The organism is Maritalea mobilis, from assembly GCF_004363175.1.
Lineage (GTDB): Bacteria > Pseudomonadota > Alphaproteobacteria > Rhizobiales > Devosiaceae > Maritalea > Maritalea mobilis.
In genome coordinates, this window is the sequence record NZ_SNYR01000001.1 from 611534 (window position 1) to 636047 (window position 24514).

The 24514-nt window shown below is 50.4% G+C and carries 30 protein-coding genes and 3 tRNA genes; 13 read left to right on the plus strand and 20 right to left on the minus strand.

Annotated elements, in window-relative coordinates; all coding sequences use genetic code 11:
- Nucleotides 1-21: 21 nt before the first annotated feature.
- The gene (locus ATL17_RS02800; protein WP_133571251.1) at nt 22-522 is read right to left on the minus strand and encodes a hypothetical protein; all 501 of its coding nucleotides are present in this window, start codon (nt 520-522) and stop codon (nt 22-24) included.
- A 140-nt stretch (nt 523-662) separates the two neighbouring features.
- Between ATL17_RS02800 and ATL17_RS02805 the strand changes: the two genes are divergently transcribed.
- The gene (locus ATL17_RS02805) at nt 663-1100 is read left to right on the plus strand and encodes a MarR family winged helix-turn-helix transcriptional regulator (protein ID WP_425462419.1); all 438 of its coding nucleotides are present in this window, start codon (nt 663-665) and stop codon (nt 1098-1100) included.
- Nucleotides 1101-1137: 37 nt separating this feature from the next.
- Here the strand turns inward: ATL17_RS02805 and ATL17_RS02810 are convergent.
- Both ATL17_RS02810 and ATL17_RS02815 read right to left on the minus strand, forming a co-directional pair.
- Nucleotides 1138-1211: transfer RNA gene (locus ATL17_RS02810), tRNA-Gly, on the minus strand.
- 12 nt (nt 1212-1223) lie between these two features.
- Nucleotides 1224-1308 (minus strand) — tRNA-Tyr (locus tag ATL17_RS02815).
- A gap of 209 nt (nt 1309-1517) precedes the next feature.
- Between ATL17_RS02815 and rlmB the strand changes: the two genes are divergently transcribed.
- Nucleotides 1518-2291, plus strand: coding sequence for a 23S rRNA (guanosine(2251)-2'-O)-methyltransferase RlmB (gene rlmB / locus ATL17_RS02820; protein ID WP_246028620.1), 774 nt, complete (start codon nt 1518-1520; stop codon nt 2289-2291).
- A gap of 77 nt (nt 2292-2368) precedes the next feature.
- Here rlmB and ATL17_RS02825 read toward each other — a convergent pair whose 3' ends face one another.
- From ATL17_RS02825 to ATL17_RS02835, 3 genes are all read right to left on the minus strand, one after another.
- Entirely contained in the window at nt 2369-3712 is a 1344-nt protein-coding gene (locus tag ATL17_RS02825) for a lipopolysaccharide biosynthesis protein (RefSeq protein WP_133571254.1), read from the minus strand.
- A gap of 11 nt (nt 3713-3723) precedes the next feature.
- Nucleotides 3724-5094, minus strand: a complete 1371-nt coding sequence (locus tag ATL17_RS02830) for a carboxylate--amine ligase (RefSeq protein ID WP_133571255.1) — start codon at nt 5092-5094, stop codon at nt 3724-3726.
- A gap of 279 nt (nt 5095-5373) precedes the next feature.
- Nucleotides 5374-5449, minus strand: a tRNA-Thr gene (locus ATL17_RS02835).
- Nucleotides 5450-5622: 173 nt separating this feature from the next.
- On the opposite strand from ATL17_RS02835, the gene ATL17_RS02840 reads away from it, so the two are divergent.
- Entirely contained in the window at nt 5623-6399 is a 777-nt protein-coding gene (locus ATL17_RS02840) for an NAD kinase (protein ID WP_246028621.1), read from the plus strand.
- A 3-nt stretch (nt 6400-6402) separates the two neighbouring features.
- On the opposite strand, the gene ATL17_RS02845 is transcribed toward ATL17_RS02840, so the two are convergent.
- The 3 genes from ATL17_RS02845 to ATL17_RS02855 all read right to left on the minus strand — a co-directional run bounded on the left by ATL17_RS02845 (nt 6403) and on the right by ATL17_RS02855 (nt 9171).
- The gene (locus ATL17_RS02845) at nt 6403-7611 is read right to left on the minus strand and encodes a DUF2336 domain-containing protein (protein WP_133571257.1); all 1209 of its coding nucleotides are present in this window, start codon (nt 7609-7611) and stop codon (nt 6403-6405) included.
- A gap of 94 nt (nt 7612-7705) precedes the next feature.
- The gene (locus ATL17_RS02850) at nt 7706-8527 is read right to left on the minus strand and encodes a lytic transglycosylase domain-containing protein (protein WP_133571258.1); all 822 of its coding nucleotides are present in this window, start codon (nt 8525-8527) and stop codon (nt 7706-7708) included.
- A gap of 65 nt (nt 8528-8592) precedes the next feature.
- Nucleotides 8593-9171, minus strand: a complete 579-nt coding sequence (locus ATL17_RS02855; RefSeq protein WP_133571259.1) for a nitroreductase family protein — start codon at nt 9169-9171, stop codon at nt 8593-8595.
- A 116-nt stretch (nt 9172-9287) separates the two neighbouring features.
- Between ATL17_RS02855 and ATL17_RS02860 the strand changes: the two genes are divergently transcribed.
- Both ATL17_RS02860 and ATL17_RS02865 read left to right on the plus strand, forming a co-directional pair.
- Nucleotides 9288-10262 carry a hypothetical protein gene (locus ATL17_RS02860; protein ID WP_133571260.1) on the plus strand — a complete coding sequence of 325 codons (975 nt, stop codon included), beginning with the start codon at nt 9288-9290 and terminating at the stop codon, nt 10260-10262.
- A 48-nt stretch (nt 10263-10310) separates the two neighbouring features.
- Nucleotides 10311-10820: a hypothetical protein gene (locus ATL17_RS02865; RefSeq protein WP_133571261.1), complete on the plus strand. Its 510-nt coding sequence runs from the start codon at nt 10311-10313 to the stop codon at nt 10818-10820.
- A 1-nt stretch (nt 10821) separates the two neighbouring features.
- Here ATL17_RS02865 and thrS read toward each other — a convergent pair whose 3' ends face one another.
- The 3 genes from thrS to ATL17_RS02880 all read right to left on the minus strand — a co-directional run bounded on the left by thrS (nt 10822) and on the right by ATL17_RS02880 (nt 13618).
- The gene (thrS, locus tag ATL17_RS02870) at nt 10822-12780 is read right to left on the minus strand and encodes a threonine--tRNA ligase (protein WP_133571262.1); all 1959 of its coding nucleotides are present in this window, start codon (nt 12778-12780) and stop codon (nt 10822-10824) included.
- 89 nt (nt 12781-12869) lie between these two features.
- Nucleotides 12870-13178: a membrane protein insertion efficiency factor YidD gene (gene yidD / locus ATL17_RS02875; protein ID WP_133571263.1), complete on the minus strand. Its 309-nt coding sequence runs from the start codon at nt 13176-13178 to the stop codon at nt 12870-12872.
- Nucleotides 13175-13618, minus strand: coding sequence for an iron-sulfur cluster assembly scaffold protein (locus ATL17_RS02880; protein WP_133571264.1), 444 nt, complete (start codon nt 13616-13618; stop codon nt 13175-13177). The genes yidD and ATL17_RS02880 overlap by 4 nt, the downstream gene beginning before the upstream one ends.
- A 169-nt stretch (nt 13619-13787) precedes the next feature.
- On the opposite strand from ATL17_RS02880, the gene folE reads away from it, so the two are divergent.
- Together folE and hisI are read left to right on the plus strand one after the other, a co-directional pair.
- A complete protein-coding gene (folE, locus tag ATL17_RS02885) occupies nt 13788-14414 on the plus strand; it encodes a GTP cyclohydrolase I FolE (RefSeq protein ID WP_133571265.1) in 627 nt (208 codons plus the stop codon).
- 47 nt (nt 14415-14461) lie between these two features.
- Nucleotides 14462-14914, plus strand: a complete 453-nt coding sequence (gene hisI, locus ATL17_RS02890; protein WP_133571266.1) for a phosphoribosyl-AMP cyclohydrolase — start codon at nt 14462-14464, stop codon at nt 14912-14914.
- On the opposite strand, the gene ATL17_RS02895 is transcribed toward hisI, so the two are convergent.
- Nucleotides 14911-15651, minus strand: coding sequence for a rhomboid family intramembrane serine protease (locus ATL17_RS02895; protein ID WP_133571267.1), 741 nt, complete (start codon nt 15649-15651; stop codon nt 14911-14913). The two genes, hisI and ATL17_RS02895, sit on opposite strands and share 4 nt — an antisense overlap.
- A gap of 133 nt (nt 15652-15784) precedes the next feature.
- Here ATL17_RS02895 and ATL17_RS02900 point away from each other — a divergent pair, with 133 nt between their 5' ends.
- From ATL17_RS02900 to ATL17_RS02910, 3 genes are all read left to right on the plus strand, one after another.
- On the plus strand, nt 15785-16513 hold the full coding sequence (locus tag ATL17_RS02900; protein ID WP_133571268.1) for a PAS domain-containing protein: 729 nt from the start codon (nt 15785-15787) through the stop codon (nt 16511-16513).
- 105 nt (nt 16514-16618) lie between these two features.
- Nucleotides 16619-17245 (plus strand): PilZ domain-containing protein, encoded by a 627-nt coding sequence (locus ATL17_RS02905; RefSeq protein WP_133572175.1) that lies wholly within the window; start codon nt 16619-16621, stop codon nt 17243-17245.
- A gap of 176 nt (nt 17246-17421) precedes the next feature.
- A complete protein-coding gene (locus tag ATL17_RS02910) occupies nt 17422-18039 on the plus strand; it encodes a transglutaminase-like cysteine peptidase (protein WP_133571269.1) in 618 nt (205 codons plus the stop codon).
- 82 nt (nt 18040-18121) lie between these two features.
- Here the strand turns inward: ATL17_RS02910 and ATL17_RS02915 are convergent, their stop codons facing one another.
- On the minus strand, nt 18122-18643 hold the full coding sequence (locus tag ATL17_RS02915) for a gamma carbonic anhydrase family protein (RefSeq protein ID WP_133571270.1): 522 nt from the start codon (nt 18641-18643) through the stop codon (nt 18122-18124).
- A gap of 4 nt (nt 18644-18647) precedes the next feature.
- Complete coding sequence (locus ATL17_RS02920; protein ID WP_133571271.1) at nt 18648-19019, minus strand: DUF6949 family protein; 372 nt, start codon at nt 19017-19019, stop codon at nt 18648-18650.
- A 111-nt stretch (nt 19020-19130) separates the two neighbouring features.
- On the opposite strand from ATL17_RS02920, the gene ATL17_RS02925 reads away from it, so the two are divergent.
- Nucleotides 19131-19751, plus strand: coding sequence for a hypothetical protein (locus ATL17_RS02925; protein WP_133571272.1), 621 nt, complete (start codon nt 19131-19133; stop codon nt 19749-19751).
- On the opposite strand, the gene ATL17_RS02930 is transcribed toward ATL17_RS02925, so the two are convergent.
- Genes ATL17_RS02930 through ATL17_RS02945 form a run of 4 tightly spaced genes read right to left on the minus strand, consistent with a single transcriptional unit; the run spans nt 19748 to nt 22031 of the window.
- Nucleotides 19748-19969: a DUF3126 family protein gene (locus tag ATL17_RS02930; protein ID WP_133571273.1), complete on the minus strand. Its 222-nt coding sequence runs from the start codon at nt 19967-19969 to the stop codon at nt 19748-19750. The two genes, ATL17_RS02925 and ATL17_RS02930, sit on opposite strands and share 4 nt — an antisense overlap.
- A gap of 56 nt (nt 19970-20025) precedes the next feature.
- Nucleotides 20026-20388: a hypothetical protein gene (locus ATL17_RS02935; RefSeq protein ID WP_166638871.1), complete on the minus strand. Its 363-nt coding sequence runs from the start codon at nt 20386-20388 to the stop codon at nt 20026-20028.
- Between the two features lie 25 nt (nt 20389-20413).
- Nucleotides 20414-21235 carry a serine O-acetyltransferase gene (gene cysE / locus ATL17_RS02940; RefSeq protein WP_133571275.1) on the minus strand — a complete coding sequence of 274 codons (822 nt, stop codon included), beginning with the start codon at nt 21233-21235 and terminating at the stop codon, nt 20414-20416.
- 34 nt (nt 21236-21269) lie between these two features.
- Complete coding sequence (locus tag ATL17_RS02945) at nt 21270-22031, minus strand: alpha/beta fold hydrolase (protein ID WP_133571276.1); 762 nt, start codon at nt 22029-22031, stop codon at nt 21270-21272.
- A 137-nt stretch (nt 22032-22168) separates the two neighbouring features.
- Here ATL17_RS02945 and ATL17_RS02950 point away from each other — a divergent pair, with 137 nt between their 5' ends.
- The gene (locus tag ATL17_RS02950; protein WP_133571277.1) at nt 22169-22414 is read left to right on the plus strand and encodes a zinc-finger domain-containing protein; all 246 of its coding nucleotides are present in this window, start codon (nt 22169-22171) and stop codon (nt 22412-22414) included.
- A 28-nt stretch (nt 22415-22442) separates the two neighbouring features.
- On the plus strand, nt 22443-23645 hold the full coding sequence (locus ATL17_RS02955) for an FAD-dependent monooxygenase (RefSeq protein ID WP_133571278.1): 1203 nt from the start codon (nt 22443-22445) through the stop codon (nt 23643-23645).
- Here the strand turns inward: ATL17_RS02955 and ATL17_RS02960 are convergent.
- Nucleotides 23640-24503 (minus strand): pirin family protein, encoded by an 864-nt coding sequence (locus ATL17_RS02960; RefSeq protein WP_166638872.1) that lies wholly within the window; start codon nt 24501-24503, stop codon nt 23640-23642. The two genes, ATL17_RS02955 and ATL17_RS02960, sit on opposite strands and share 6 nt — an antisense overlap.
- Nucleotides 24504-24514: the final 11 nt, after the last annotated feature.

Genomic DNA, 24514 nt, shown 5'->3' on the forward strand with positions numbered 1-24514 from the left:
GGACCAGCAAGCCTTCAATTTCTAGCGTGCGTCTGTCTGAGCTGCTGTCGGCTGCCCCAAATTCACATATACTGCCAGCAAGCAATTCACCGCATATCCAACCAGCAATAGCCGGCCAATATTGGCAATAAACAAGGCCAGGGCCAACGTGCGTAACATTTCTCCATTGGCCGCATTTTCGAATGCAAAAAACCGTTCGTGAATTTGCGTTACAATAAGAGCCGTTAAAACCAGCGCCGCACCCATGCTGATGGCGCCTCGCGCAAGCACTGCCTTCAAATCCGCTTCCTGCATGCCATACCACGCCAACAAAAGCGCTAAGAACCCGAACTGGGTCAGCGGCACAAAGTAAAATGTCGGCCCGCTGAAAATAAAGTAAGATTTATATCCTGCAACTGCAGTTACGGGGTCAAATATATGGTTTGGGATCATGGCTATGGCTTCATAAAGGTTTCCAAAGAACCAATAAGCCCCCAACAACAAAGCGATCAGCACCAGCTTCTTCACATTTCTCGTAATCATCTAAATTTCCTCTTTTCAATAGCTTCAATAGATAGTAAATTTATCTTATGAATCAAGATAATCAAAAATCAAGACAAATTGCAGTATTGAATTTATTGCGCCAGGGGCAGGATTCCGCTGCTAAATTGGACGCAGAATTCATTCAATTGCTCAATGTGAATGAAACAGATGGGCGCTTACTCAACTTGCTCCAGCTTAACGGCAGGCAAACTGCTGGTGAATTGGCAACCAAATCCGGATTAACAACCGGCGCCATCACAACAGCATTGGATCGCCTTGAAAAAGCAAACTATGTGCAACGCGAACGGGACGTAAAAGATCGCAGAAAAGTTTTCGTGGAACTGACCCCGCTCGCCCTTAACATTGGCGGACAAATTTATGGCCCTATAGGCAGCGCCACACTGGCCCATTTGGAAAGCTTTTCAGAAGATCAACTGCAAACAATTGAAAAGTTTCTACACCTGTTTGATGCGGTCAACGCGAAAGGCGCAGAAATCTTGAAAGACGCACGTTGGAACGACCCAAATGACAAAATAAAGGCAACTGAACAATTCAACCAAAAGTTCAACGAAAGCTGACGCGTTCAAAAGACAATTTGTAAGGGAAAACAAGATTTGGAGCGGGTAGCGGGAATCGAACCCGCATATTCAGCTTGGAAGGCTGCTGCACTACCATTGTGCTATACCCGCACTCAAGCTGAATGGTGGAGGGGACTGGATTCGAACCAGTGTAGCCTAAGGCGCCAGATTTACAGTCTGGTGGTATTAACCACTCACCCACCCCTCCAAGCATTTCAGCACTCTTGAAGAAGAGTCTTGTCAATTTCGTGACGAAACCAACGGCGCGAGTTATGGTCACCAAGCCCGCTTCTGTCAACACCCAATATGTTGTTTTTTTGTGCTTCTTTGCACTTATATGATTTTTTCTCACTTCGCGACATTGCCAAAGCGCATTTGTTGCTAGACCGAGCCCCACAAAATCGCTAGGCAATGTGCATGACACAGAAAAAACGATTTGCGCCAAAGCACCCTGTAAGACGAGCCAAAAAACGCCTGCCCGTTGATGACGGTCAGCTATATATTTATGGCTTGCACCCCGTAATGGCTGCCCTCGCCAATGAGGAACGGGTCAAACACACGCTGTTTGCAACCCCAAATGCTATTTCAAAGCTTGAAGAAGCTGGTGCGCAAATCAATGTCAAAGTGAAAGACGTTACGCCGAAAAAGCTCGACGAAATGCTGGGCAGCGATGCCGTGCACCAAGGCATGGCATTGCATGTGAAGCCGGTCGAACGCGGCGCGCTGAATGATTTGAGCGAAAAATCCCTAGTGGTGGTACTCGATCAAATCACCGACCCGCACAATGTGGGCGCCATTTTGCGCACCGCATGCGCCTTTGGGGCCGATGCGGTGATCACCACCATGCGATTCGCACCGCAGGAAACGGGCGTTTTGGCGAAATCAGCATCTGGCGCACTTGATTATACCTCACTGATCGAAGTGAAAAATTTGGGCAACGCCATCGAAGCGTTGAAAAACCACGGCTTCACCTGTTTGGGCTTCGATTCGGAGGCTGAAGTCGCCCTCACCCCAAGCATGAAGTCGGATAAACTCGCCATCGTGCTGGGTGCAGAGCATAAAGGCCTGCGGCAACGTACCCGTGAATTGTGCACGCAGATGGTGAAATTGGACATGCCAGGGCCAATCAAATCACTGAACGTGTCTAACGCAGCGGCGATTGCCTTGTTTGCAGCAACGCAAGGCAAATAAGCACCACGCGCCAAAGCAAAAAAGTCACACAGAAATATTGTATTACACAATTTTCTTCAGGCTTTGATTCAAGAAAGCTACTCACCACCGCTCAAATTGAGCCGTGTGGGAATTTTATTCGCAATCGCCCAGAAACCAAATTTCTTTTTGATCAGGAACAGCAGCCAAATAATCGACACCAAAGTCGATAGCATTGTGGCTGTGGCAGCGCCGACAATCCCGAATGAAGGCACCAGCAATATGTTCAGCGCCAAGTTCAATATCACAGTGATGACCAACACGAGAGACATTTCCTTCTGTCCGCCCGTCATCGCCAAGCAAAACTTGGCTGCAGCCGTATAGCTTTGCAGTAGCACGCCAAAGGCCAGAATGATCATCGGCACATATGCGCCTTGATAAACTGGCCCAAAAATACCGAGCAGCAAGGTGCCACCAAGCAGCAGCACAAGGAATCCAGCCAAGGTTGGCCAGAAGGCAAGGCTGGCAAAATGATGGGTCAAACGCTTCACCTTGTCTAAATCATCCCGCCCAAAGGCTGCCGCAATCGGCTTGCCCGCGCTTGCACTGATTGCAAAGGTCACAAAGCTCAACAACGCGGCAATTTTGGTGCCGACAAAATAAATTGCGAGTTCATCAGGCGTTGAGTAAAACTTCAAAACCAGAATGTCAGTGTTGGCCAACAATAGATTATAGGCTTCGACAGCCGTCAGCGGCAAAGCGGTCAGCAACCAAACCCGGCGCATATCGGACGCTTCAACGTCCTGCTTAGCAGCATCCACCGGCTTCGTCCGCAAAAAGCTCCATTGCCACACAAGTGGCAGCAGCAGCGCAGCGATCGAGATATAAACCAAATGAACCGCATTTAGCGTCCAACCGCTTAAAATCAGCGCCGCAACGCCAATCAGGATAAGAATCGGACGAAACAGGAATGCAGGGGCATAAGCCACCACATTCCGCCCAAACCCGCGCGCAATGCCCTTCCCCACTTCGGTGAGCGTAAACAAGGGAATACAAAATGCACCAATCAACAGTGCTGGACGGTAAATCGGTTCAACAAGAGTGTCTGGCGCAACAAAACTCGCCACAAACATCAGTACCGCTGCGCCAAAGGCAACCAAAAGACCAACAATGGCCGCATAGCGGGTGAAGCCCCGCAACTGGTTATTTTGTTGCTTGTCCTGATAGGTCGAAACAAATTTGGTGGCGGCAACCGGCAAACCAATGCCTGAGAACGTGCCCAGCAGCACAATTACCGTCCAAACGAAAACATAAACACCATATTGGGCAGGCTCGACCAGGCGCGCCAACGCCACATGAGACAGAAAGCCAATGCCTGCGCCGCCCAACCGCACGCCCAAAGTCGCAATGGATGCAAATCCGGAGGTTCCCCGGAGTTTAGAATAGGCCTGCGCGAGTGCCAATAAACTGCCCTTTAACTGACCTTCCGGTCTTTTTCTTTTTCATCATGGTCAAATTGAGAATCAAGCTCACCCTCTTTGCCCATGCTGATATAATGCTGGTCATCGCGCCGCGATGGCAAGACACGACGCTCCGGGCGCCCTTGCTTGAACCACTTGGTGCGGCGCAGAAAACGCCCTCCCAGCGCAAAATACTCTAAAAATGCGGGACGCAAATCATCCCAAACAAAGCTATCCGACACTTCACGCCCACGCAAACAACGCAGCAAATGTTTGAAAGATTGCGACAATGCGAACAACGGGAAATAGCGGTTAGGACGCTCATCATCTTCCATATAATGGATAAGTGACAACATCAGATTGCGGCCAACAATTTGCGGCGCATATTCCGCGTTAAAGATACGCCCCTCTTCGGGCACATGCACATCCAAAAGCATAGCAGGGAAATCTACCCCAAGCGCCAAAGGCAATGGCATTGAGCCCCAAGGCCGCGCATTCACCTCAAGCAGCACCCATTCGCCGCTTTCAGCAGAACGCCGGAATTCATACATGGCCACGCCGTTTAGAGCCACAGCATCCGTTAGACGCGTCACAGCATCCAACATGCCCGGATCAAGCGGCTCGCTGATCCGCACGGAACTTGACCCACCGCCAGGCTTTTCAGTCAAACGACGATGCTGGAAAGCAGCGATAATTTGCCCTTTACGTGCCGCAACGGAAACGCCCAAGCCTTCGGCAGCGCCAGCGGCGGGGAAAATTTGCTCTACAAAATAACTATTGTCGTCCTCGATGGCCGTCAAAGCTTCAACCAAAGTCTCGCGATCTTTAACAGCGATCACATCGCCACGCATTTCCAAATTATGCGCAGAGTATGAACGACGCGCTTTCAGCATCATCGGCAAACCATATTGTGCAATCAATTGGTCAGCATCAGAATACCCACCAATCGCCTCACCCTTTGCCACAGGCACATCAAGCTTCTCAGCGAGTTCACGCGTTTCGATCTTGTCGAAAAATTGTGCCATGGCCAAATCGCCAGGATGCGCAATGCGCACACCGCTCAAGCTGTCCCGTTGCGCATAGAGCGGCAACAGCGAGCGTTCGCAACACGGCACAACCAAATCATAATGATGCGTTTCTTGCAGGCCCTGAATGGAGCTGAGCCAGCTTTTGGTCCAGCTGCCTACACGCGGCAGATAATGCACCTTCTTGATGTAACGAGACGCAAGCGCAGGCGCGTGCCAATCAAACGGCGCAGCATGCACTTCAACGCCCAAACGTCCAAGTGAACGGGCACTAGCCAAAAAAGAGCGCATATCATCGCCAATCAGCAAAACGCGGAGATTGCTTTTGATCTGATTTTTATTTGTCTCTACCCGCGACACAATGCACTCCTTCAGCTGCGCGGAACTCATTCCCGCACAGACAAATTAAATAAACAATAAGAACAGTGGCTTGCTCTTTATGCTGCCATTTTGGTCAGAACGCCAAAACAGTTACAATTTACATATTCGAATTATCGAACGCACCAATTATTGATAAATAAGGTTAAGACGCCAAAGCCTTGTGCATAAGCTTGAATGCACTGCTCACACAAATGTGAAGTGCACACAAAACAGCACTATAGCCGCGTGGAAGGTCGAATAATCAATGTAGGGAGAAAATGGTGCCGGTTGAGAGACTTGAACTCCCGACCCACTGATTACAAATCAGTTGCTCTACCAACTGAGCTAAACCGGCTCCGGGGCGCTTGCTAGCACCCAATTTTGATTTGCGCAAGACTGATTTTTCAAAAAATATTCGAAATTTACGAAGTCACAGAGAAACAATGTCTTTTTCGCGCAATCAGGCTTCCACATTCTATAGGTTATATGCAATCAATAGTGCAAACAGCATCGGCAAGGGTTGCGGGCGTGACGAGAGAGAAATTCGAAAAAATCTGCTTTATTTCTAATGGCTCTGACCAGTCAAAAGCAGCACTGCAAGAACTTGTGGTTCTTTACGGCAATTGCGATTTCAAAGATGCAGACATTATTGTTGCCCTAGGCGGCGACGGCTTGATGCTCGAAACACTGCATAAAGTGATGGACCGAGACATTCCAGTTTATGGCATGAATTTTGGCTCAATCGGCTTTTTGATGAATGAGTTTCGCGCCGAGGATCTGCGCGATCGCTTACACGCTGCTGAACAGACTGACATTCACCCTCTGCGCATGCGCGTCACCACCAAAGACGGTGAAACCCACGAGGCTTTGGCTCTCAATGAGGTCTCGCTGCTGCGGGCCTCTTATCAGGCTGCAAAGTTGCAAATCCTGATTGATGGCAAGTCCCGCTTAGATGAATTGGTGTGCGATGGCATTTTGGTGGCCACACCGGCAGGCTCTACCGCCTACAACCTTTCCGCACACGGCCCAATCTTGCCCATCGATTCGCCATTGCTTGCCCTCACCCCGATTTCCCCATTCCGCCCGCGCCGTTGGCGGGGTGCCATTTTGCCAAATCGGGCAGAAGTGACGCTGATTCCACGCGAAGTCGAAAAACGTCCTGTGAATGCAGTGGCCGACAGCAAGCCCTTTAAGCGGATCACCAAAGTATCGATCAAGGAAGACCGTACCCACAAAGTGACACTATTGTTCGATCCAGGGCATAGCCTGGATGAACGGGTGCTCAACGAACAATTTGGATATTAGGCTCTAGGCGGCAGGCAGCGCCAAAGCTTCGCCCCGTAAGCGCGTGATGGAAAGGCGCGCCTCATTTGGCGCTCGGTCACAGAATGTTGCCATGACACCACGCGCCGCATTGCGGGCCAGCGTTACATTCATCTCATTGAGATAGGCAAAGATTGGCTCTAAGCTCTCCGGCAGGTCGCCCTCATGCTCGTCAATCAAGGCAGTGATCAATTGCGACACCACAAAATGCCGTGCGGCTTGGTCATGGGCTAAATCATGGCTACGCGAAACGGTCACCAACCGACAAATCAAATTGCTCAGCGGCGCATCAAATCCGCACTTGATAAACAGGGCATACATGCCGCGTCGTGACCCTTTGACCAACAAGGCAACAGCCTTGTGCGCAGGCATCCGCGCCAATTGACCCAAGCAAGACGCGAAGAACTGATTCCGCCCAAACAGATAGGACTGGATGAGCAAGCGCGGCGTCAAACGTCCGCTTTCAATCAAAGCCTCCACATAAGCATGTGCACTTTGATCAGCAATATCATCACCAATATGTGTGGTGGCATCATCCACAAGATCACGCATGAGGCGCTTCAACCGCGCAGGTTGAATGGCGCCTTTTACATAACGTGCCGCAGACAAGTCCGCCGCAATCTGTTCGGTCAGCAAATAGCGGCCGGCTGCTGGTAAATCTGCATTGTCCAACAAAGCCCCGCGCAACTCCGCATCATCTGCCCAACGGTCGCAAAGCTCTAACAGGCTCGCTTCTGACAGTTGATCAGCATTTTCACAAATCAGCTTTAGATCAACGGCGCGATTCTTCTTGGCCAAAAGCGTTGCAACAAGTTTCGGCGACAAGTTTTGCCGCCCTGCAATGGACAATAAAACCGGCTCATCACCAGATTTCACCAAAATATGGAGATCAGCCTCTTTCAGCACAGGCGAATATTGCACCACTGCCGTGGCAATAATCGGATCGTCTTGCGCCAGCGCAAACATAACCGGACGTGGTGCATAAGAGGAGCGCAGCAACTCATAAGCAAGCGCGGCCCGCACCTTCACACTTGTATCATCAAGAAAGCTCAGCACCGCTGCATAAAGGGCCGCATGTTCATCTGCGGGCCCGTCATGCTCCAAATAAGCACGCGCCGCAATGCGCGCCGCCTGCCCGCGATCATCCGCGTGAGGAGACTGAGAAAGATCAAGATAATCTTGATAACCAAGCACGCAACTTACCCTTAATTACTCACAAACTGGGCCTAGCCTAGCGTGCAAGAATTAAAGAAGCGTTCACCATAAATATGGCGGCAAATTTCCGGAGTTATTTTTTGTAAATCGAGCTGAAAAAGCTTTGATTGCTGGTGCTTTGCTCTGGTCCGCCAGTTTGGTAACTGTTGGAAGGCACGCCCGTTGGTCGATATAACGATTCGAACGGATTGACCAAACTCGCGGGCTGGCGCACCGAAAATGGCCCGCGACTTTCAAGCGCCATTTGCTGCGCGGCAAATTGTGTTGCAGCAGCCTGATCACCATTTTCCGGCGCATGATGCCGCACCAAAACCTGATAAACCTCTTTAATGGTTCGCGCCTGATCGCCTCGATAAAAAATCGGTTTGTTGGCCTTCGCTTGCGGGCCAAAATGATCAGCTGCGATTGCATTTGGCTGCTCAAGCCCCAAACGGAAAAGCTTCTCAGCGCCACCTGCCCCCAAAAAGTGAGCAATGTAAAGCTCGCCCGGGCTGGGCATACGACCAAATTTCTCTTTGAGATAATCCCCATTACGCCGGGTGAACGCCGCGGCTAAGTCTGCCGCCATTTCGGGGTCTTCCCGCAGCGCCAAAATCCCGGCCTTTTCGCCAGGGTTGATCACCTCATAACCACGATCCGTGCGAGCAATCTTAGAGGATAAATGACCATAACCAAGCTTTGGCCCCTCTTCCTTGATCACCTCAAGCCACGTGCCTTCTAAAAATTGGAACAGGCCAACAGCGGACGATGTGGCCGCTTTTGCTTCAGGATCAAGCGAGCTTTCGCGCATTGCCGTTTGCAGCAAATAGCCAAAATCCACACCATTCTTGTCCCCGGCACGCGTTAGCGCACGGGTCAATTCTGGTGGCAGGCTATTTGGATCAATTTTGGGCAAAGCACGCTCCATTGCCAATGTTTTACAGCAATTTAACTATAGCAAACTTTGCCCGAATTGCCCAATTATTCGTGCCAATAGCTCATTACATCACGTAAATTTGGCCGATCCCGCTCCTGAGGAGCAACTTCGGCGGTGCCCATATGCACAAAGCCAACAAATTGCTCGCCCTCTTGCGCACCCAACATGGTTGCCGCGTCTTGATCGAAGCTGAACCAACGCGTCACCCAATGGGCCGCATAGCCATGGGCATGCGCCGCGTGCACCAGATTAAAGCAAACGCACCCTGCGGATAGGATTTGCTCAAGCTCCGGCACCTTAGGATGCGCTTGTGGCTTGGCCAGCACGCCAATGGTCACAGGCGCTGGCAAAAAGCGCTTGCGCTCCACATCAAGCACCTCATCGTCCGCTTCAGGGTGCTTGGCTTTCCAAATCTCGGCAAGCTTCTCCCCAACCACTTCGCGCATATCACCTTGATAAACGACCAACCGCCAAGGCGCGATCTTGCCATGGTCAGGCACGCGAATGCCAATTTCCATAATCTGATCAAGCTCAGCAACGGTTGGGCCTGGTGTGGTGAGAAAGGGCGCAGTCACAGAACGACGTGTTTTCAAATAGTCGATAAGCGCGTCTTGATGCGGCATGGGCAAATCCTTCAAATCTGGACATTTTATAAACCAATTGCACTTATGTCATAGCTATTGCACATTCAAAATATGCATTGCCAAAATTTGAACCAAATCTAAGCTAAAGTGCACTTATGGTCACCTTGAAACGCCCTCACCTTGCCTTGGCTGCATCAATTTTGATGGCCGCAAGCCTTTTTGCCCCTCATCACGCAGCGTTCGCGCAGGAGGTTGCCCCCGTGCCACCACCGCGCCCAGCGGAGCTGACAGATGGTGAACCAGAAACACCAACGGCAGAACCAAGCGATTCGACACCAGACCAACCCGTGGTGCAGCCAACGCCCAAACCGGGCAAACCGCAACCGGTGACCATTTCAGCAAAAGTGGCTGAAGAAGGTGACATTATCCCCCAAGGCATTGTTTGGCGCGTGTTCAGCACCACGCCGAATGACCAAGGCGAATTGGATTTGCTCGACAAGAGCGAAGAAACACCCGCCGTGTTCAGCCTTTCCCCCGGCCAATATGTGGTACACGCTGCCTATGGCCTTGCCCAAGCATCTGACACGGTGACTGTTGAACCCGGCCCAAATCAGATTGACATCATTCTTGATGTGGGCGGCCTCAAACTCAACGCCTCGATTTCTGGTGATATCAACATTCCAGATCGCTTCCTGCGCTTTAATGTGCACACGCGTGATGCTGAAGGCCAATCTGTTCTGGTGGCCCGTGCAGTCCAGCCAGACCAAACATTGCATTTGAACTCCGGCACTTATTCGGTCACCTCCTATTTCGGTAATGTAAACGCCACCGCCAAAGCAGATTTACAAGTGAAGCCCGGTCAACTGACCGAAGCAACGCTTTACCACAAGGCGGCACAGGTAACGTTTAAGCTGGTTTCTGAGCCCGGCGGCGAAGCCATCGCCGACACGAGCTGGATTGTAAAAACCCAATCAGGCGAAACAGTCTATGAAGAAGCAACAGCCTTCCCCGCCACTGTGTTGGCGCAAGGCGAGTATATCCTGCTGGCCCGCTTGGGTGATCGCGTATTCAACCGGGAGTTCGAAGTTTTGCCCGGCCTACCGCGCGAAATTGAAATCATCACCCAGTAATCTAATTGCATAAAGCGCGCGTAGATATTCCAAACATCGGAGATATCTATGCGCAAGCTTTTGCTGATCATCACAACATTTCTGTCCTTTGCTGCGACCAGCGTTTCTGCCTCGGCGCAACAATTCCCCAATATCGACACCAAGGATTTGAACGGGCGCAGCCTTAGCCTGCCTGCTGATTTTAACGCTGAACGCTCTTTATTGCTCATCGCGTTTGAGCAAGAGCAACAACTCCAAATCAACACATGGCTACCTTTTGCAGAGCAGTTGGAAAATGCAGGGCAAGCTAAGTTTTATGAGTTGCCCGTCCTGCCGTCAGCCTTGCGCCTGATGGGCGGCATGATTGAAAATGGCATGCGCTCAGGCATTCCATCACAAGCAACACGCGCGAAAACCCTAACGCTTTACACCAATGTAACGCGCTTTCGCAAAAATCTCGGACTGGGTGGAAAAAATGAAATTTATGCCGTGGTGATTGATCGGCAAGGCCGCATTCTAGCGGTGCAAAGCGGCGCATATTCTTCAGCCAAAGCCAAGCAAATACGCGCCGCTCTATAATCTATTTCAAGTCAGGAGGTGTGGCTTCCGCCGCCAAAGCAGCAACCGCTTCTTCAACGCTCACCACCTTCTGGCCTTTTTCACCAAGACGGCGAACAGAAACGGTGCCTTCTTCTGCTTCGCGTTCGCCCAGCACCAAAATTGCAGGCACTTTTTGGGTTGAATGCTCACGCACCTTATAGTTGATTTTTTCATTGCGGAAATCGGTCTCAACCCGAAGGCCAGCCGCTTTCAGCTTCTCAACAACCTTCATGGCCGCAGGATCAACATCAGAAATAATGGTCGCAACAACAACTTGTGTCGGTGCCAACCACATGGGCATACGGCCCGCATGGTTCTCGATCAAAATGCCGATAAAGCGTTCCAAAGTGCCCAACACAGCGCGGTGCAACATGACCGGGCGTTGGCGCGAACCATCTTCTGCGATGTAAGACGCGTCCAACCGTTCCGGCAACACAAAGTCGAGCTGCAAGGTGCCACACTGCCAAGAACGGCCAATGGCATCTTTCAAATGGAACTCAAGCTTCGGCCCATAAAATGCGCCCTCGCCTTCGGCAACTTCAAACTCGCGGCCAGTTGCCCGCAAGGCATCGCCCAAGCCTTTTTCAGCCTGATCCCAAGTCTCGTCGCTACCTGCCCGCATGTCAGGACGTGTCGCCAACAAGATTTTGACCTCGGTAAAGCCCAAATCCTGATAAACGGAATCAAGCAACGCGCAGAAAGCCTCAGTTTCAGAGGTGATCTGATCTTCACGACAGAACACATGGCCATCATCCTGGGTCATTTGCCGCACGCGCATCAAACCATGCAATGCACCATGCGCTTCGTTCCGGTGGCAACAGCCAAACTCAGCAAAGCGCAATGGCAAATCGCGATAAGATTTAATACCCTGATTGAAAACCTGAATATGCGCTGGGCAGTTCATCGGCTTCAACGCCATCAATTTGGAATCAGGCGCCACATCCAACTGTTCAGCATCAGAGGCAAATTCCAAATCTGGCACCACAAACATGTCCTCGCGGAACTTGCTCCAGTGGCCAGACTTTTCCCACAATTTGCTGTCCATCAGCTGCGGGGTTTTGATCTCTTTATAGCCAGCAGCATTCACCTTGCGGCGAATATAGCTTTCCATCTGATTATAGATATTGAAGCCTTTTGGATGCCAGAAAACTGACCCCTGCGCCTCTTCCTGCAAATGGAACAGGTCAAGCTCTTTACCCAATTTGCGGTGATCGCGCTTTTCAGCTTCTTCGATCATGTGCAAATAGGCTTTAAGCTGCTTTGGGTTGGCCCAAGCAGTGCCATAAATGCGCGATAGCATCTTATTGTTGCTATCACCGCGCCAATAGGCACCCGCCACCTTGGTCAGTTTAAACGCCACGCCAATATCTTTGGTGCTGCGCATGTGAGGACCACGGCACAAGTCAAACCATTGACCCTGCTTATAAATTTTCAGGTCTTCATCACCGGGAATGGCGTCGATCAACTCAACTTTATAATCTTCGCCCTTCGCCGCAAAAACGCGTTTGGCTTCCTCGCGGTCCCAAACTTCCTTGGTGAACTCCGCACCGCGCTCGATAATTTGAGCCATTTTCTTCTCAATGGCTTCAAAATCTTGCTCGGTAAAATGCTGATCACGTGCAAAGTCGTAATAAAAGCCATTTTCAATCACTGGGCCGATGGTCACTTGAGTGTCCGGCCACAGCTCTTGCACGGCCTCAGCCAACACGTGAGCACAATCGTGGCGGATCAATTCCAGCGCAGCTTCATCGTCACGTTGCACAAATTCAATTGCGCAGTCCTCGTTCAATGGATCAGACAAATCAGCCAATTCGCCATTGATCCGCATCGCAACGGTTTTCTTCGCCAATGACTTAGAAATGGAGTCTACGATGGTGGTGCCGGTGGTACCCCGAGTATACTCTCGAACTGCACCATCAGGAAACGACACATTGACCATGATCTTTTCTCCACTTCATCTAGTCAAATTGCCACCCCACACAATTGTGGCGTGATCCGTCAAAGAGGTTGCTTTAGCATGTTTTGAAATTATTTCCAGCGCCCAAACCGCCAAGGGGCATACCATTTTGCCTTTTTTGGCAAAGTTTCTGGCACTGGATCAAAACCATCCGTGCCCCCGGGGCGACAGCGGTAGATCCGCGCTGCCCCCATCCAACCCCCAGGCCAAAAGCCATATTGCTTGATCGCCAACAGCGTAAATTCGGAGCAAGATGGGGCATGGCGGCACGTTCGGCCCATAAAAGCCGACAGCGTATAGCGATAAAGAGTGATCAACCCGATCGCCAGCCAGCGAAAGGGAAAATCAATGATCCGACCAATTAGCCGTAAAATGCTCATGCGCTTTTCGCTTGCAACTCAATCTGGTCGAGCGCATCACAAATCGCCTCAAACACCAACATCACAGACGCATGGCGTTGCGGGAAGTCTTTGACTGGCTCCAGATATTTCAAATCTTCGAACCGTCCAGTCGGCGGCGGGCCGTCCGCTTTTAGCATGGCTTGCATTTGCGTGCGCACAAGCCGCAACCCATCCGCCGTCGCGCCCACAATATTGTGCGCCACGATAGAAGCCGATGTCTGCCCCAACGCACATGTCGCCACCTCATGGCCATATGCCGACACAGTTCCATCTTCCATCTTCAAATCAATCTCGATGGTGGAGCCGCAAACCCGCGAATGCCGGCGTGCGCTGGCATCTGGCGTGTCTAATCGCGGCAAATCAGGCAAATTGCCTGCATATTCGAGAATTTTTTGATTGTAGATATCGCCAAACGACATTGTGAACTCATCTGGTACGGGAGAAGACTTGTTTCTTTTTAGATAAGCATCATATAGTGCAGGTCAATCAAAACCAAGCCAGTGCCCGGAATTTCACTTTGGCGTGTGAAATGGCAATCCGTTCAGTCTCTGGCTCCGTATAATAGGTCGACGCCATCAGGAGATGATCATGGATGCGACCGTTAAACCCATAAAAAATGACATAAGAGAAGCAAAGCCTGTTGTTCGCCCTACCCGCGAAGAAGCAGAGCAAGCCGTGCGCACCTTGCTGGCGTGGGCTGGTGAAGATGTAACCCGCGAAGGCTTGTTGGAAACCCCTAAGCGGGTAGCCAAAGCCTATGAAGAATTCTTCGAGGGCTACAATCTAGACGCAAAAGAAGTGCTCAACAAAACCTTCCGTGATGTGGGCGGCTATGACGATATGGTGCTGGTGAAGGACATTCCGTTCTTTTCACACTGCGAACACCATATGGTGCCGTTCGTGGGCAAAGCACACATTGCTTATCTACCAACAGACAGCGTTGTCGGCCTATCCAAACTGGGTCGTGTGACCGATGTATTTGCCAAGCGTTTTCAAACACAAGAAAACCTAACCCAGCAAATCATTGACGCCATCAATGATAATCTAAATCCGCGCGGCGCCGCCGTGATGCTGGAAGCAGAACATATGTGCATGTCGCTCCGCGGCGTGAAAAAACATGGCGCGACCACCCTCACCCAACGCTTTACGGGTGTATTTGCAGAAGAACCAAAAGAGCAAGATCGCTTTTTCCATCTGCTCGCCCTGCAAAAATAACCACATTCGATATAGAAATCCTCATAGGCGCATTCTATAAAGCGCCTATGAGCAATTTGATCGATCCCAAATCCATTTCAAAAACTGAACTCGAAGTTGGCGAAATTTTCGCCCCGCGCTTTGATGAGCATGGTCTGATTCTCGCCGTCGTCACCGATGCGGAGAGTGACGCCATATTGATGGCGGCCTATATGAATGAGGAAGCTCTGCGCCTCACCTTCGACACAGGTTACGTTCACTTTTTCTCTCGCTCTCGCAATAGCTTATGGAAAAAAGGCGAATCATCAGGCGAACTGCTGAACTTCGTTGAAATGCGGGTAGATTGCGATCAAGATATTTTGCAGGTCCGCGCCACCCAGTCAGGTTCAGGCGCCGCGTGCCACACAGGCCGTAAAACCTGTTTCTATCGCGCTGTCGAAAAATCAGGTGATGGATTTGCCGTAAAAGATCTTGGCATCAATCCGCTATTCGACCCGAAAGAGCGTTACAGCAAAAGCTAAAACAGCCGCCGCTCCAACCACGCCACAGCAAAGAACCCAGTGATGAAGCCTGCTATATGTGCTTCCCAAGCCACTGATGCGCCATCCATACCCATCAATTGGGGAAACAGCCCAAAGAGCAAATTGACGCCCATCCATACCACGGTGAATCCAACCGCCCGCTGATCTTTCAGCAATTCCGCAGGCGTCGCCAAGCGGCGCCCCAAAATACGGACCTCGCCTGTTTCCTCGTCCACGGCTTTCAATAGCGGTTGATACATAAAGCGTAGCGCGCCGCCCATAAGTGCCGAAACCGCACCAGAGGCGCCGATAAGAATCGCAACAGAATTGAAGTGCACGATCAAATAGCCGATTACCCCGCCAATCAGCCCCAAGCCAAAGACAACACCAAAGCCATATGGCCCATAACGCCGCGCAATCGGTGTGCCAAAAACAGCAAGCCAGAGCATGTTAAATGTCAGGTGCATCCAGTCCGCATGCAGAAAGCCATGTGTGAACGGAGTCCAGAACAAAGCACCAATTCCCCCGGGCATTTCAGGGGCATATTGAAGCCGGATCGGCGCAAAGCCAAAAGTTAAGAAAAAGCGGTAAAGTGACTCATCGGTCAGAATAACCTGCGCGCAAAAATGAATCAGCACCATCAAAACAATGAGGGCCGTAACGATCGGCGGCAAATTCACAATTGGTGCATTTTTGCCTGTTTCCTGCGGGTTTTGCTGATTCTCAGGATTATTCATGTCGACTCCAAATGGTGTAACTCCCCGTTTATGCCCGCAATTTTCGAATTTTTCCACACCTTGCCCACCGCGTTAACCTTAATAAAGGTTTAAGGGCGATTTTTCTGATTGATTGAGGCACATTGAGCCCAACTTGCAAATCAATAAATCGGGCGTCGAATTTCTCACCGAAATAACGGCGAACCAGTGGGGCGAAAACAAGACCATGCAGAAGCTAAGCACGCGCACACTATATAATTACTGGAACAATCTCCGGGGTACCCGCAGCGCACCCGAGCGTCGCGATGTGGACCCTACTAAGATTCGTCATGCGCTGGCCAACACCTTTATCCTCGAAGCTGATAAATTGGGCACTGGTTTTAACTTCCGTTTGGCTGGTTCTCACATTTGTTCTGCATATAATCGTGAGCTGAAAACCCGTCCCTTCCTTGATTTGTGGCGCCGCAAAGATCGCGACGCGATTGAAACTTTGATTAAGGCTGTGACAGATGATCACGCCGCTGCCTTGGTCACCTTCACAGGCACCAGCCAGCACAATCATCCGCTGACCTTTGAAAGCATCTTGCTGCCGTTGCGTCACAATGGCGCCACCAACACCCGCATCATCGGGGCAATCACTGCCATTGATGAGCCCTATTGGTTCGGCACTCACCCGATCATGGATCAAAAGATCACTGGCCTACGTTTGATCTGGCCTGACGATCACCCAACTGATCTGTCTGGTCGTGACATGCAGGCAGAAGTTGCGCCAGAAAACGATCTGGTGGATCTAAAAGAGAATTATGGCGGTTCTGTATCCGTGTTCGGTCGCTCAGCCCGGCGTTATGCCCATTTGGCGGTGATTGACGGGGGCAAACAATAAGGCCTGCGTTCTATTTTTTGAACAATTTCAACTTACTTACATTCGGTTAACTTAAAAACGATAAGGTTTACACACAGTCATCTGTTTGTGGATAATCTTGTGAGTATGTTGAACGCGACCGCACAAAAATTTGAGCCTCATGCAGCACCCAGCTTCGATGCCACACGCTTTCAAAGCGTGAAGGTCTCATTGCTTGGTCGCTATATGCTTGAAGATCGTCGCGAATTTCCATGCCAGATTATTGAGATGTCCCCGGGCGATGCCCATGTCATCGCCCCAGCCAGTGGCAAAGTTGGCGAAAAAATCATCGCTTACCTCGATCATGTGGGTCGCGTAGAAGGCACAATCATCGATTTGATCGATGGCGGCTTTCATATGGAAGTGAATGTGTCCCCTCGCAAACGCGACAGCATTGCCGCGCAGCTGACCTGGTTCGCCAATAAGGACATTCTCAACCTGCCCGAAGATCGTCGTCACGATCGTCAGGTGCCCGACATTCGTCACTCCAGCATTATTCTTGATGATGGCCGCAAATATAATTGCAAGATCATCGATATTTCATTGTCTGGTGCTGCAATTGAAATTGACGTGCGCCCACAAATGGGCACACCCGTAACGCTTGGCCGCATGCGCGCACGCGTTGTCCGCCATTTCGACAATGGCATCGCGGTTGAATTCTCTTCTGTTCAGGAAGTTTTCTCAGTGGTGCAACGGAATTTGCACACAAACTAAAGTTGTCTTTTACATTTTCAGATCGACACAAGCCCCGCAGCGCCCGCTGACCGGGGCTTTTTCATGCTTAACAGCAGCTGAATCCATTGTATCAATCTTGATTTAAAACCCGACATTTTTTTTCGCTAGGGCGAAAAGTCTCTTCTTCATTCTGGTCTCTGTCAGGGAGATTTGAAATGAAGAACTTTTACGCCACCGCGCGAAAACTATTGTTGGCCATCAGCACATTGCCTGCCTTTTTGGCAGCACCTGCTTTGGCCGTTAGCACCAACGAAGCCTTTGTGTTGGATGTCAAAGAAACCTCAATCCCAATGGGTCATGCCCAATTTTGCGAAACACGTCCTGCAGAATGCGGACAGAACGCAAATTTGGTGTCTTATGAAAATCTGACCCAAGCCAAGTGGGATGAGCTTTTGCAGATTAACGCCCATTGGAACAATGCTATTCGCCCCATCAACGATATTGATTTGTATCAGACTGAAGAGTTCTGGACCTATCCGCGCGAATATGGCGATTGTGAAGATTATGTTTTGGCCAAACGCCGCAGCCTAATTGAGCGCGGCTGGGCGCCAAGCACCCTTTTGATCACTGTGGTGAAGCAAGCAAATGGCGAAGGCCATGCAGTGCTCACCGTGCGCACAGACCGTGGCGACCTGATTTTAGACAATCAGGAAGGCCTTATCAAAGTCTGGAGCGAAACAAACTACACCTACATTAAGCGTCAATCTCAGCAGCACCAAGGCCGCTGGATGGAGCTTGCAGACAATCGCGGGATCATCCTCGCGTCACGCTAATTCGGCCACCCTTCCAACCCCTGACACTCTCGGCCGAATAGAAGGGTCAGCTTCCCCGAGCTGGCCCTTCGCCTATTCCGACCTAATGCGCGCGCAATTCACGCGCGAAGTGCTGGGCCCGTTCAATATAGCGTTCAGCTTGATCAATCCGCTCCGCCATTGAGCTTGGCGCTAACGTCTTTTTCACACGACCAGGCTGTCCCAATACAACAGAAAAGGGAGGCACTTTCGTGCCTTCAGTAACAATAGCGCCGGCCCCGATTATGCTACCTTCGCCAATAATGGCCCCATTCATCACAATTGCGCCCATACCCACCAAAACACCCTTTTCCAGTGTGCAACCGTGAACAATTGCGGAGTGACCAACCGTACAATAATCACCGATGATAGCAGGAAAGCCAGGGTCACAGTGTACGACAGCATTGTCCTGCACATTGCTGCCCTCACCTATTGTGATTGCGTCGGCATCCCCGCGCAAAACAGCACCAAACCAAATGCTGGATTGTTTGTCCGCAGTAACATTGCCAATGACTGCAGCATTAGGCGCAACAAAAATGGACTGCAATTTGGCCGCCACGTCCCCTAAATCGTAGAGCGGCCCCATTTCTTTAAGCTCCGATAACGCTCAAAAACACGCTGAGTGCCAACAGACCGGTGATAAAACTCCAGCCAAAGGCAATAAATGCCGAAAGCAAAACGCCGCTCATTGAAATTGAGCTTTGGCCTTCGCTGCGCCACCCCAATTGCAACATAATCATCGGGCCACACAAAAAGCTCATCGCCAAATGGCCAAGCGCACCAAGATAGTTTGCACCATCAAAGCGCAACATTGCGGCTTGCTTAAAAATCATTTGGTAGAGATAGGTGCCAACCCCGGCAACGGCCAACCCCACAGCAACGATGTAAAGTGCAATCAAAAACTCAATGGCCATAGCTTCCCCGCTTGCATTTCGGCTTTGCATTAACGTTTTATTAAACATATTTCCCCCTACATCGAAAGTCACGTCCCAACATTGCGAATGGTTAATGCCGAAGGCAGGAAGTTGACCCAGAAAAAAGCCCGAAAAAGATCGAAGAAACAAAACGTTATCATGAACACCCTGTTCCTGATGGCCCTATTGTCGATAATTGGGTTGGGGATAATTTACGCCATCGAGGCGCTAAAACCCGAAAAGGCGACCATTGACCCAAATTATGTGGCCGAAAAACGAGCCCTCACTTTGGGATTTGGCGAAATTTTTGTGCCGCAAAATTGGATTGCATCCAGCATCGATGATGAACAGCGCGCGCTTGAAAATTTAAGCCTGCTCATTCCGGTGCAATTGCAAGACCAGGTGGCAGAAGTGCCCGTGGATTTGGTGCCCGCCAGTCGCACCACGCCAAGTGCCTATTTGCTTGATGCGCTTTACATTCACCGCTTTTCATCCGATCCAGCACAATATGCGCATGGCCTTGTGGGCCGCACATTGAAAGATGGTGAAGGCTATGAAAATGAATCTGTTTGGTACGATCCGCTAAGGCCACAACCCTTTGTCGCCAAGTGCGTTGCGCCACTTGATGAAACGGTTCAAACCCCAAACTGTCTGGAAACAAAATTAGTGACCAAGCGTGTTGCCGCCGTCATCAAATTTCCGGAGCAATATTTGCCCCAATGGAAGGCATTTGACGCACAAATGCGCGCCAAATTAGAGCTTATGACAAAGGCTGATTAGCCAGTCACTTCTTCCAAATCAATGTCCAAAATGGCCATTTGGAAGTTGAAAGAGCGTTCGCCCTCATCTTCATCAAGATAAAGCACGCCAATAAATTCTTCGCCGAGATAAACCTCTGCAGAATCATCCTTTTTCGGGCGCGCGCGCACCTGCAATTGCGGATTGCCAAATTTGGCCTGCAGATATTTTTGCAGGTTCATCAATTCATCTTTTGTCATTATGCACTCCGCATCTGTTTAAATTTTTTCGCAAGATAGCCAGATTTGCCTTGGTCTCAAGTGATGGACTGGCTTTTTTCCAAACTATCCTCACCTTCCACAAAAATGTGGAATTGCTTGCGCCATTCTTTATCGATCATACGCCATAATGACAAATGAGTGGTCATTTGCCCATTGGTTTCTGGCACGCGAAAGGCAATGCAATAGCTGTCTTGTAGCCCCTGCTCACACCACATGAGCCGCGCTTTTTTCACCAATAAGCCAGTAGAATGCATCTGACTTGCAAATTGTTCCCCAGTCAGCTGATTGCCTTCTGGATCAAAGCTCACAAAATCCGCCGCAAACGCTGCATCATCATAGGCTTTGGCCGTGGCCAAAACTTCTTGCTCACGCGACCAAACCAAATTTGCCGCGTCCATATGTTCGCCTAAATCCATGATAAACTTAATTCGGTTCGTCGATCAGCATTTGGTCCATGCGCAAGGCCGGCTCAGCGCAACCTGCTTCGCCTACCACTTTGGCGGGCACGCCAGCCACAGTCATGCAGGTAGGCACATCTTTCAGCACCACTGAACCTGCGGCCACCCGGGCGCAATTGCCAATTTTGATATTGCCCAAAATCTTCGCCCCGGCACCAATCATCACACCAGAACCAATTTTCGGATGGCGGTCGCCATCTTCCTTGCCTGTACCACCCAGCGTCACCGCATGGAGAATAGAGACATTATCGCCCACAACCGCCGTTTCACCAATCACAAGACCCGTAGCATGGTCCACCATAATGCCTGCGCCAATCCGAGCGGCAGGGTGAATATCAACTTGAAACACTTGCGACACACGGCTTTGCAGATATTTCGCAAAATCTTTGCGCCCTGCGTTCCATAGCTCATGGAAAAAGCGATAGGTTTGAATGGCCTGAAAGCCCTTGAAATAAAGCAAAGGCTCAATCGCCCTATTGGTGGCAGGATCACGTTCTAACGTTGCTGCCAAATCAGTACGGAAATAGTTCGCCAATTCAGGTTTCGCCTGCAACATATCGTCAAACGCACGACGAATAATCGCCGCTGACATGTCCGCATGCTCCAACAACTCAGAAAGGCGATAGGCCATCGCCTCTTCCAAACTATTGTGGTTCAACACATTGGAAATCACGAAATTCGAGAATGCAGGCTCATCGGCCATAATTTGCCGCGCTTCAGCACAAACGTCATGCCAAACCGGATCGACAATTCTTGGTTTCTGATCACGCTTGATGTTGCCAGCCATAGCTTAATCCAATTCTATGTATAAACCTGATTTTTTACCCTGCTGGGTAAACGCGTTTGAAGAAGTCTAGCACACCTTCTTTAAACTGTTTATCCCCAGTCGCGCGCATGTGATCACGCCCTTCAATCACAAGGCTTTCGCCCTGCTCCATAAGTGCGGCCAAAGGCTCTGGCCGACCGCCAACTTCATCGTCGCTGCCCACAGCCACCAAAACCGGCACTTCGATTTTAGAAACATCTTCTTCAGAAATTTTCTGCCGCGAGCTGCCCATGCAGGCTGCAAGTGCCTTTAGGTCGCTCTTAGTATGTTCAGCAAAAATGCGGAAGGTGCGCCCAGTGCGGTCTTTCACCTCTTCCAGAGTTGGCGTCAACAGCGCATCAACAATGGTTGTGGAATTGCTCATGCCAACAGTCATTCGTTCGCCCAATCCGCCAAAAACGGCGCATGCAATCTTGTCCGGCGCCGTCATCGACACATAGGCGGAAATCCGCGCGCCCATGGAATAGCCCATAATCGCGACTTGTTTCACGCCGAGATAATCAATCAGATTGATTGAGTCTTTTGCCATTTCGCTGGAAGGATAAGCGGCAGTGTCATAAATTTTTTCTGATTTGCCGTGACCGCGATTGTCGATGGTCACAACGCGATAGCCCGCTTCAACCAGCGCATCCACCCAACCAGTGTCCACCCAGTTCACTTTGCCATTGGAGGCAAAACCGTGCACCAGCAGCACAGTTGGGCCTTCGCCATAAATCGAAAAGGCAATTTCATAGCCTTCAGAGTTAAAAGTTGGCATCCCGCATCTATCCCTGTTCAACAAACCAAAACTTTGCACTTTCTAATGGTGTTTGCTCTGGTTTTTTCCATTTGTCTCGGTTAATGTCCGCCACACTTAACCTCTCGCATTCAATTGGGCAATGAGTCGATAAGACAATGGCAAATCAAATCACACCACATTTTCAAAACAGCATGGGCGTCGCTAAAATCGAAATCGGCACCAAAGAGTTTAAATGCATTGGTGCGCTCCCGCCTTATGATCACCCACATGTTTATCTCGACATGGGTGACGAGAATGAAATTGTATGCCCTTACTGCTCAACACATTATGTATTTAATGCTGAGTTGGATAAAGCAGCCGCCTCTCCTGCAGAAGCTGCATACAACAAAAAGTCTGCCTAACTTTTAAACATCAGAGCTGGAGTGCCACATGGCCAACAGCCAAAAAACCATCGCCGTTGCCGGGGCTGGCATTGCTGGCCTCACGCTGGCTATTGCGCTGGCCAAATTTGGCTTTCGCGTTGTGGTGGCTGAAAAACAAGCCTCACCAAGTGAATTTGGCGCAGGCTTGCAAATCAGCCCAAATGCACGCCGAGTCATCAATGCACTCGGCCTTGATGAGGATTTCGCAGCAAACAGCTTCGCGCCCGAAGCCATCGACATTTATCCGCACAAGTTCGATGCGCCAATCAATTCAGTCCAATTGGGCGAATTTGCCACCAAACGCTATGATGGCTTTTCTTATGCCGTGGCGCACCGCGCCGACCTTTTAAACTGCCTTTATCGCGCTGCGAAGAAGTTCGCCAATATCGACATGCATTTCGGCATTGAAGATATTGACGCCACCCAGACCGCTGACAGTGTTTCGATCTTGCTGAAAGACCAACGCGGCACCCCGTTTCCGGTAACCGCCCGCGCCCTCATCGGCGCTGATGGTGTTCGGTCTCAAACCCGGATTGACCATATCAACGGCAAAAAACCAAAATTTACCGGTTATGTCGCCTGGCGTGCTTTGGCCTCGATTGATCATGTCGCAAAATTCTTGCCGACCAATCATACCTCCCTGTTCTGGGGACCTGATTATCATGTTGTGCTCTATCCGCTGCCACATCAGCAAAGTGTCAACATTGCGCTTTTCTCAACGCATAAGCACAAATCCATCACACACGAGGAAGAATTAAAGCTCAATCCAAACAAGCTTTCCATCAAAGAAAACAGTACATTATCGCCCATTCTAGACTCACTTTATGATGAGTTCACCCCGTGGCCTCTGTTCGGGATCACCTGCGATCAATGGTACAAAGGCAATGTTGCGCTGATTGGCGATGCAGCACACGCCATGCTGCCCTTTCAAGCGCAAGGCGCAGCCATGGGCATGGAAGATGCCGGTTTGCTTGCTGTGTTGTTGGCTGCAGAGCCAGACAACGCAAAGGCCTTTGCGCAATATCAACAACTGCGCAAACCGCGCGTCGATAAAGTGCAAAGCCAATCAGCCAAAAACGGAAAGATATTCCATATGCGCCCACCTCAGGCATGGGCGCGGAACTTTGTCGTTGCGCGCCAGTCCCCTGACGCGCAACTCAAACGGTTGGATTGGATCTATAGTCACGACCCATTTGAGGGCATGCTATAAGGCTGGGCCAAACTTGCCTGCTGAATAATCCTGAAAAGCGTGATAAATCTCGTTCTTTGTATTCATCACAAAGGGTCCGCCCTTCGCAATCGGCTCATCCAGCGCTTGGCCTGTGGCCAGCACAAAGCGTCCGCCAGTATCGCTGTGCACTTCCACTGCGTCACCTGCTTTGCTCAGCTCAATCAAGCTGCCTTCCCCATAAAGCGCTGTGGTCCCATCTGCATCCAAAATGCTGACGGTGCCTTCCACCACCAAAATGAAGCCCTGACGTCCATTAAGTGGCTCTGCAAATGTGCCGCCGGAAAGCAATTCCACATCAAGGATAAACGGCCGCGTTTCCCGATCCAGAAAATGCCCCTTTGTGCCTTGGCTGGTTTCGCCAGCAATCACACGCAGGCTAGTTTTCTCACGTTTCTCCACTTCCAGCTTGGAAATGTCGAGATTGGTATATTCGGGCTGATCCGATTTTTGGGAGGCCGGCAAATTCAACCAAAATTGCAAGCCAGACAAATCTTCATCGCCTTCCACGCGTGGCATTTCCGAGTGGATAATACCCCCAGCAGCCTTCATCCATTGCACACCACCCGGCCCCACTTCCGCGGTGTTGCCGATATTGTCGCGGTGGCCCATAAAGCCACTTAGCATCAAGGTGATGGTTTCAAACCCACGGTGTGGATGCGGCGGAAAACCGGGAATTGGCCCTTTAGGGCTTTCCACTTTAAACCAGTCCAGCATCAAGAAAGGGTTGATCACATCAATATCGGGCGTGCCGATATAGCGGTGCACCATAATCCCTTCACCTTCTTGTACATAATGGCCACGACTCGTTTTTACTGCATGTTTTAAATTGGACGTCATATTCGCCTCCA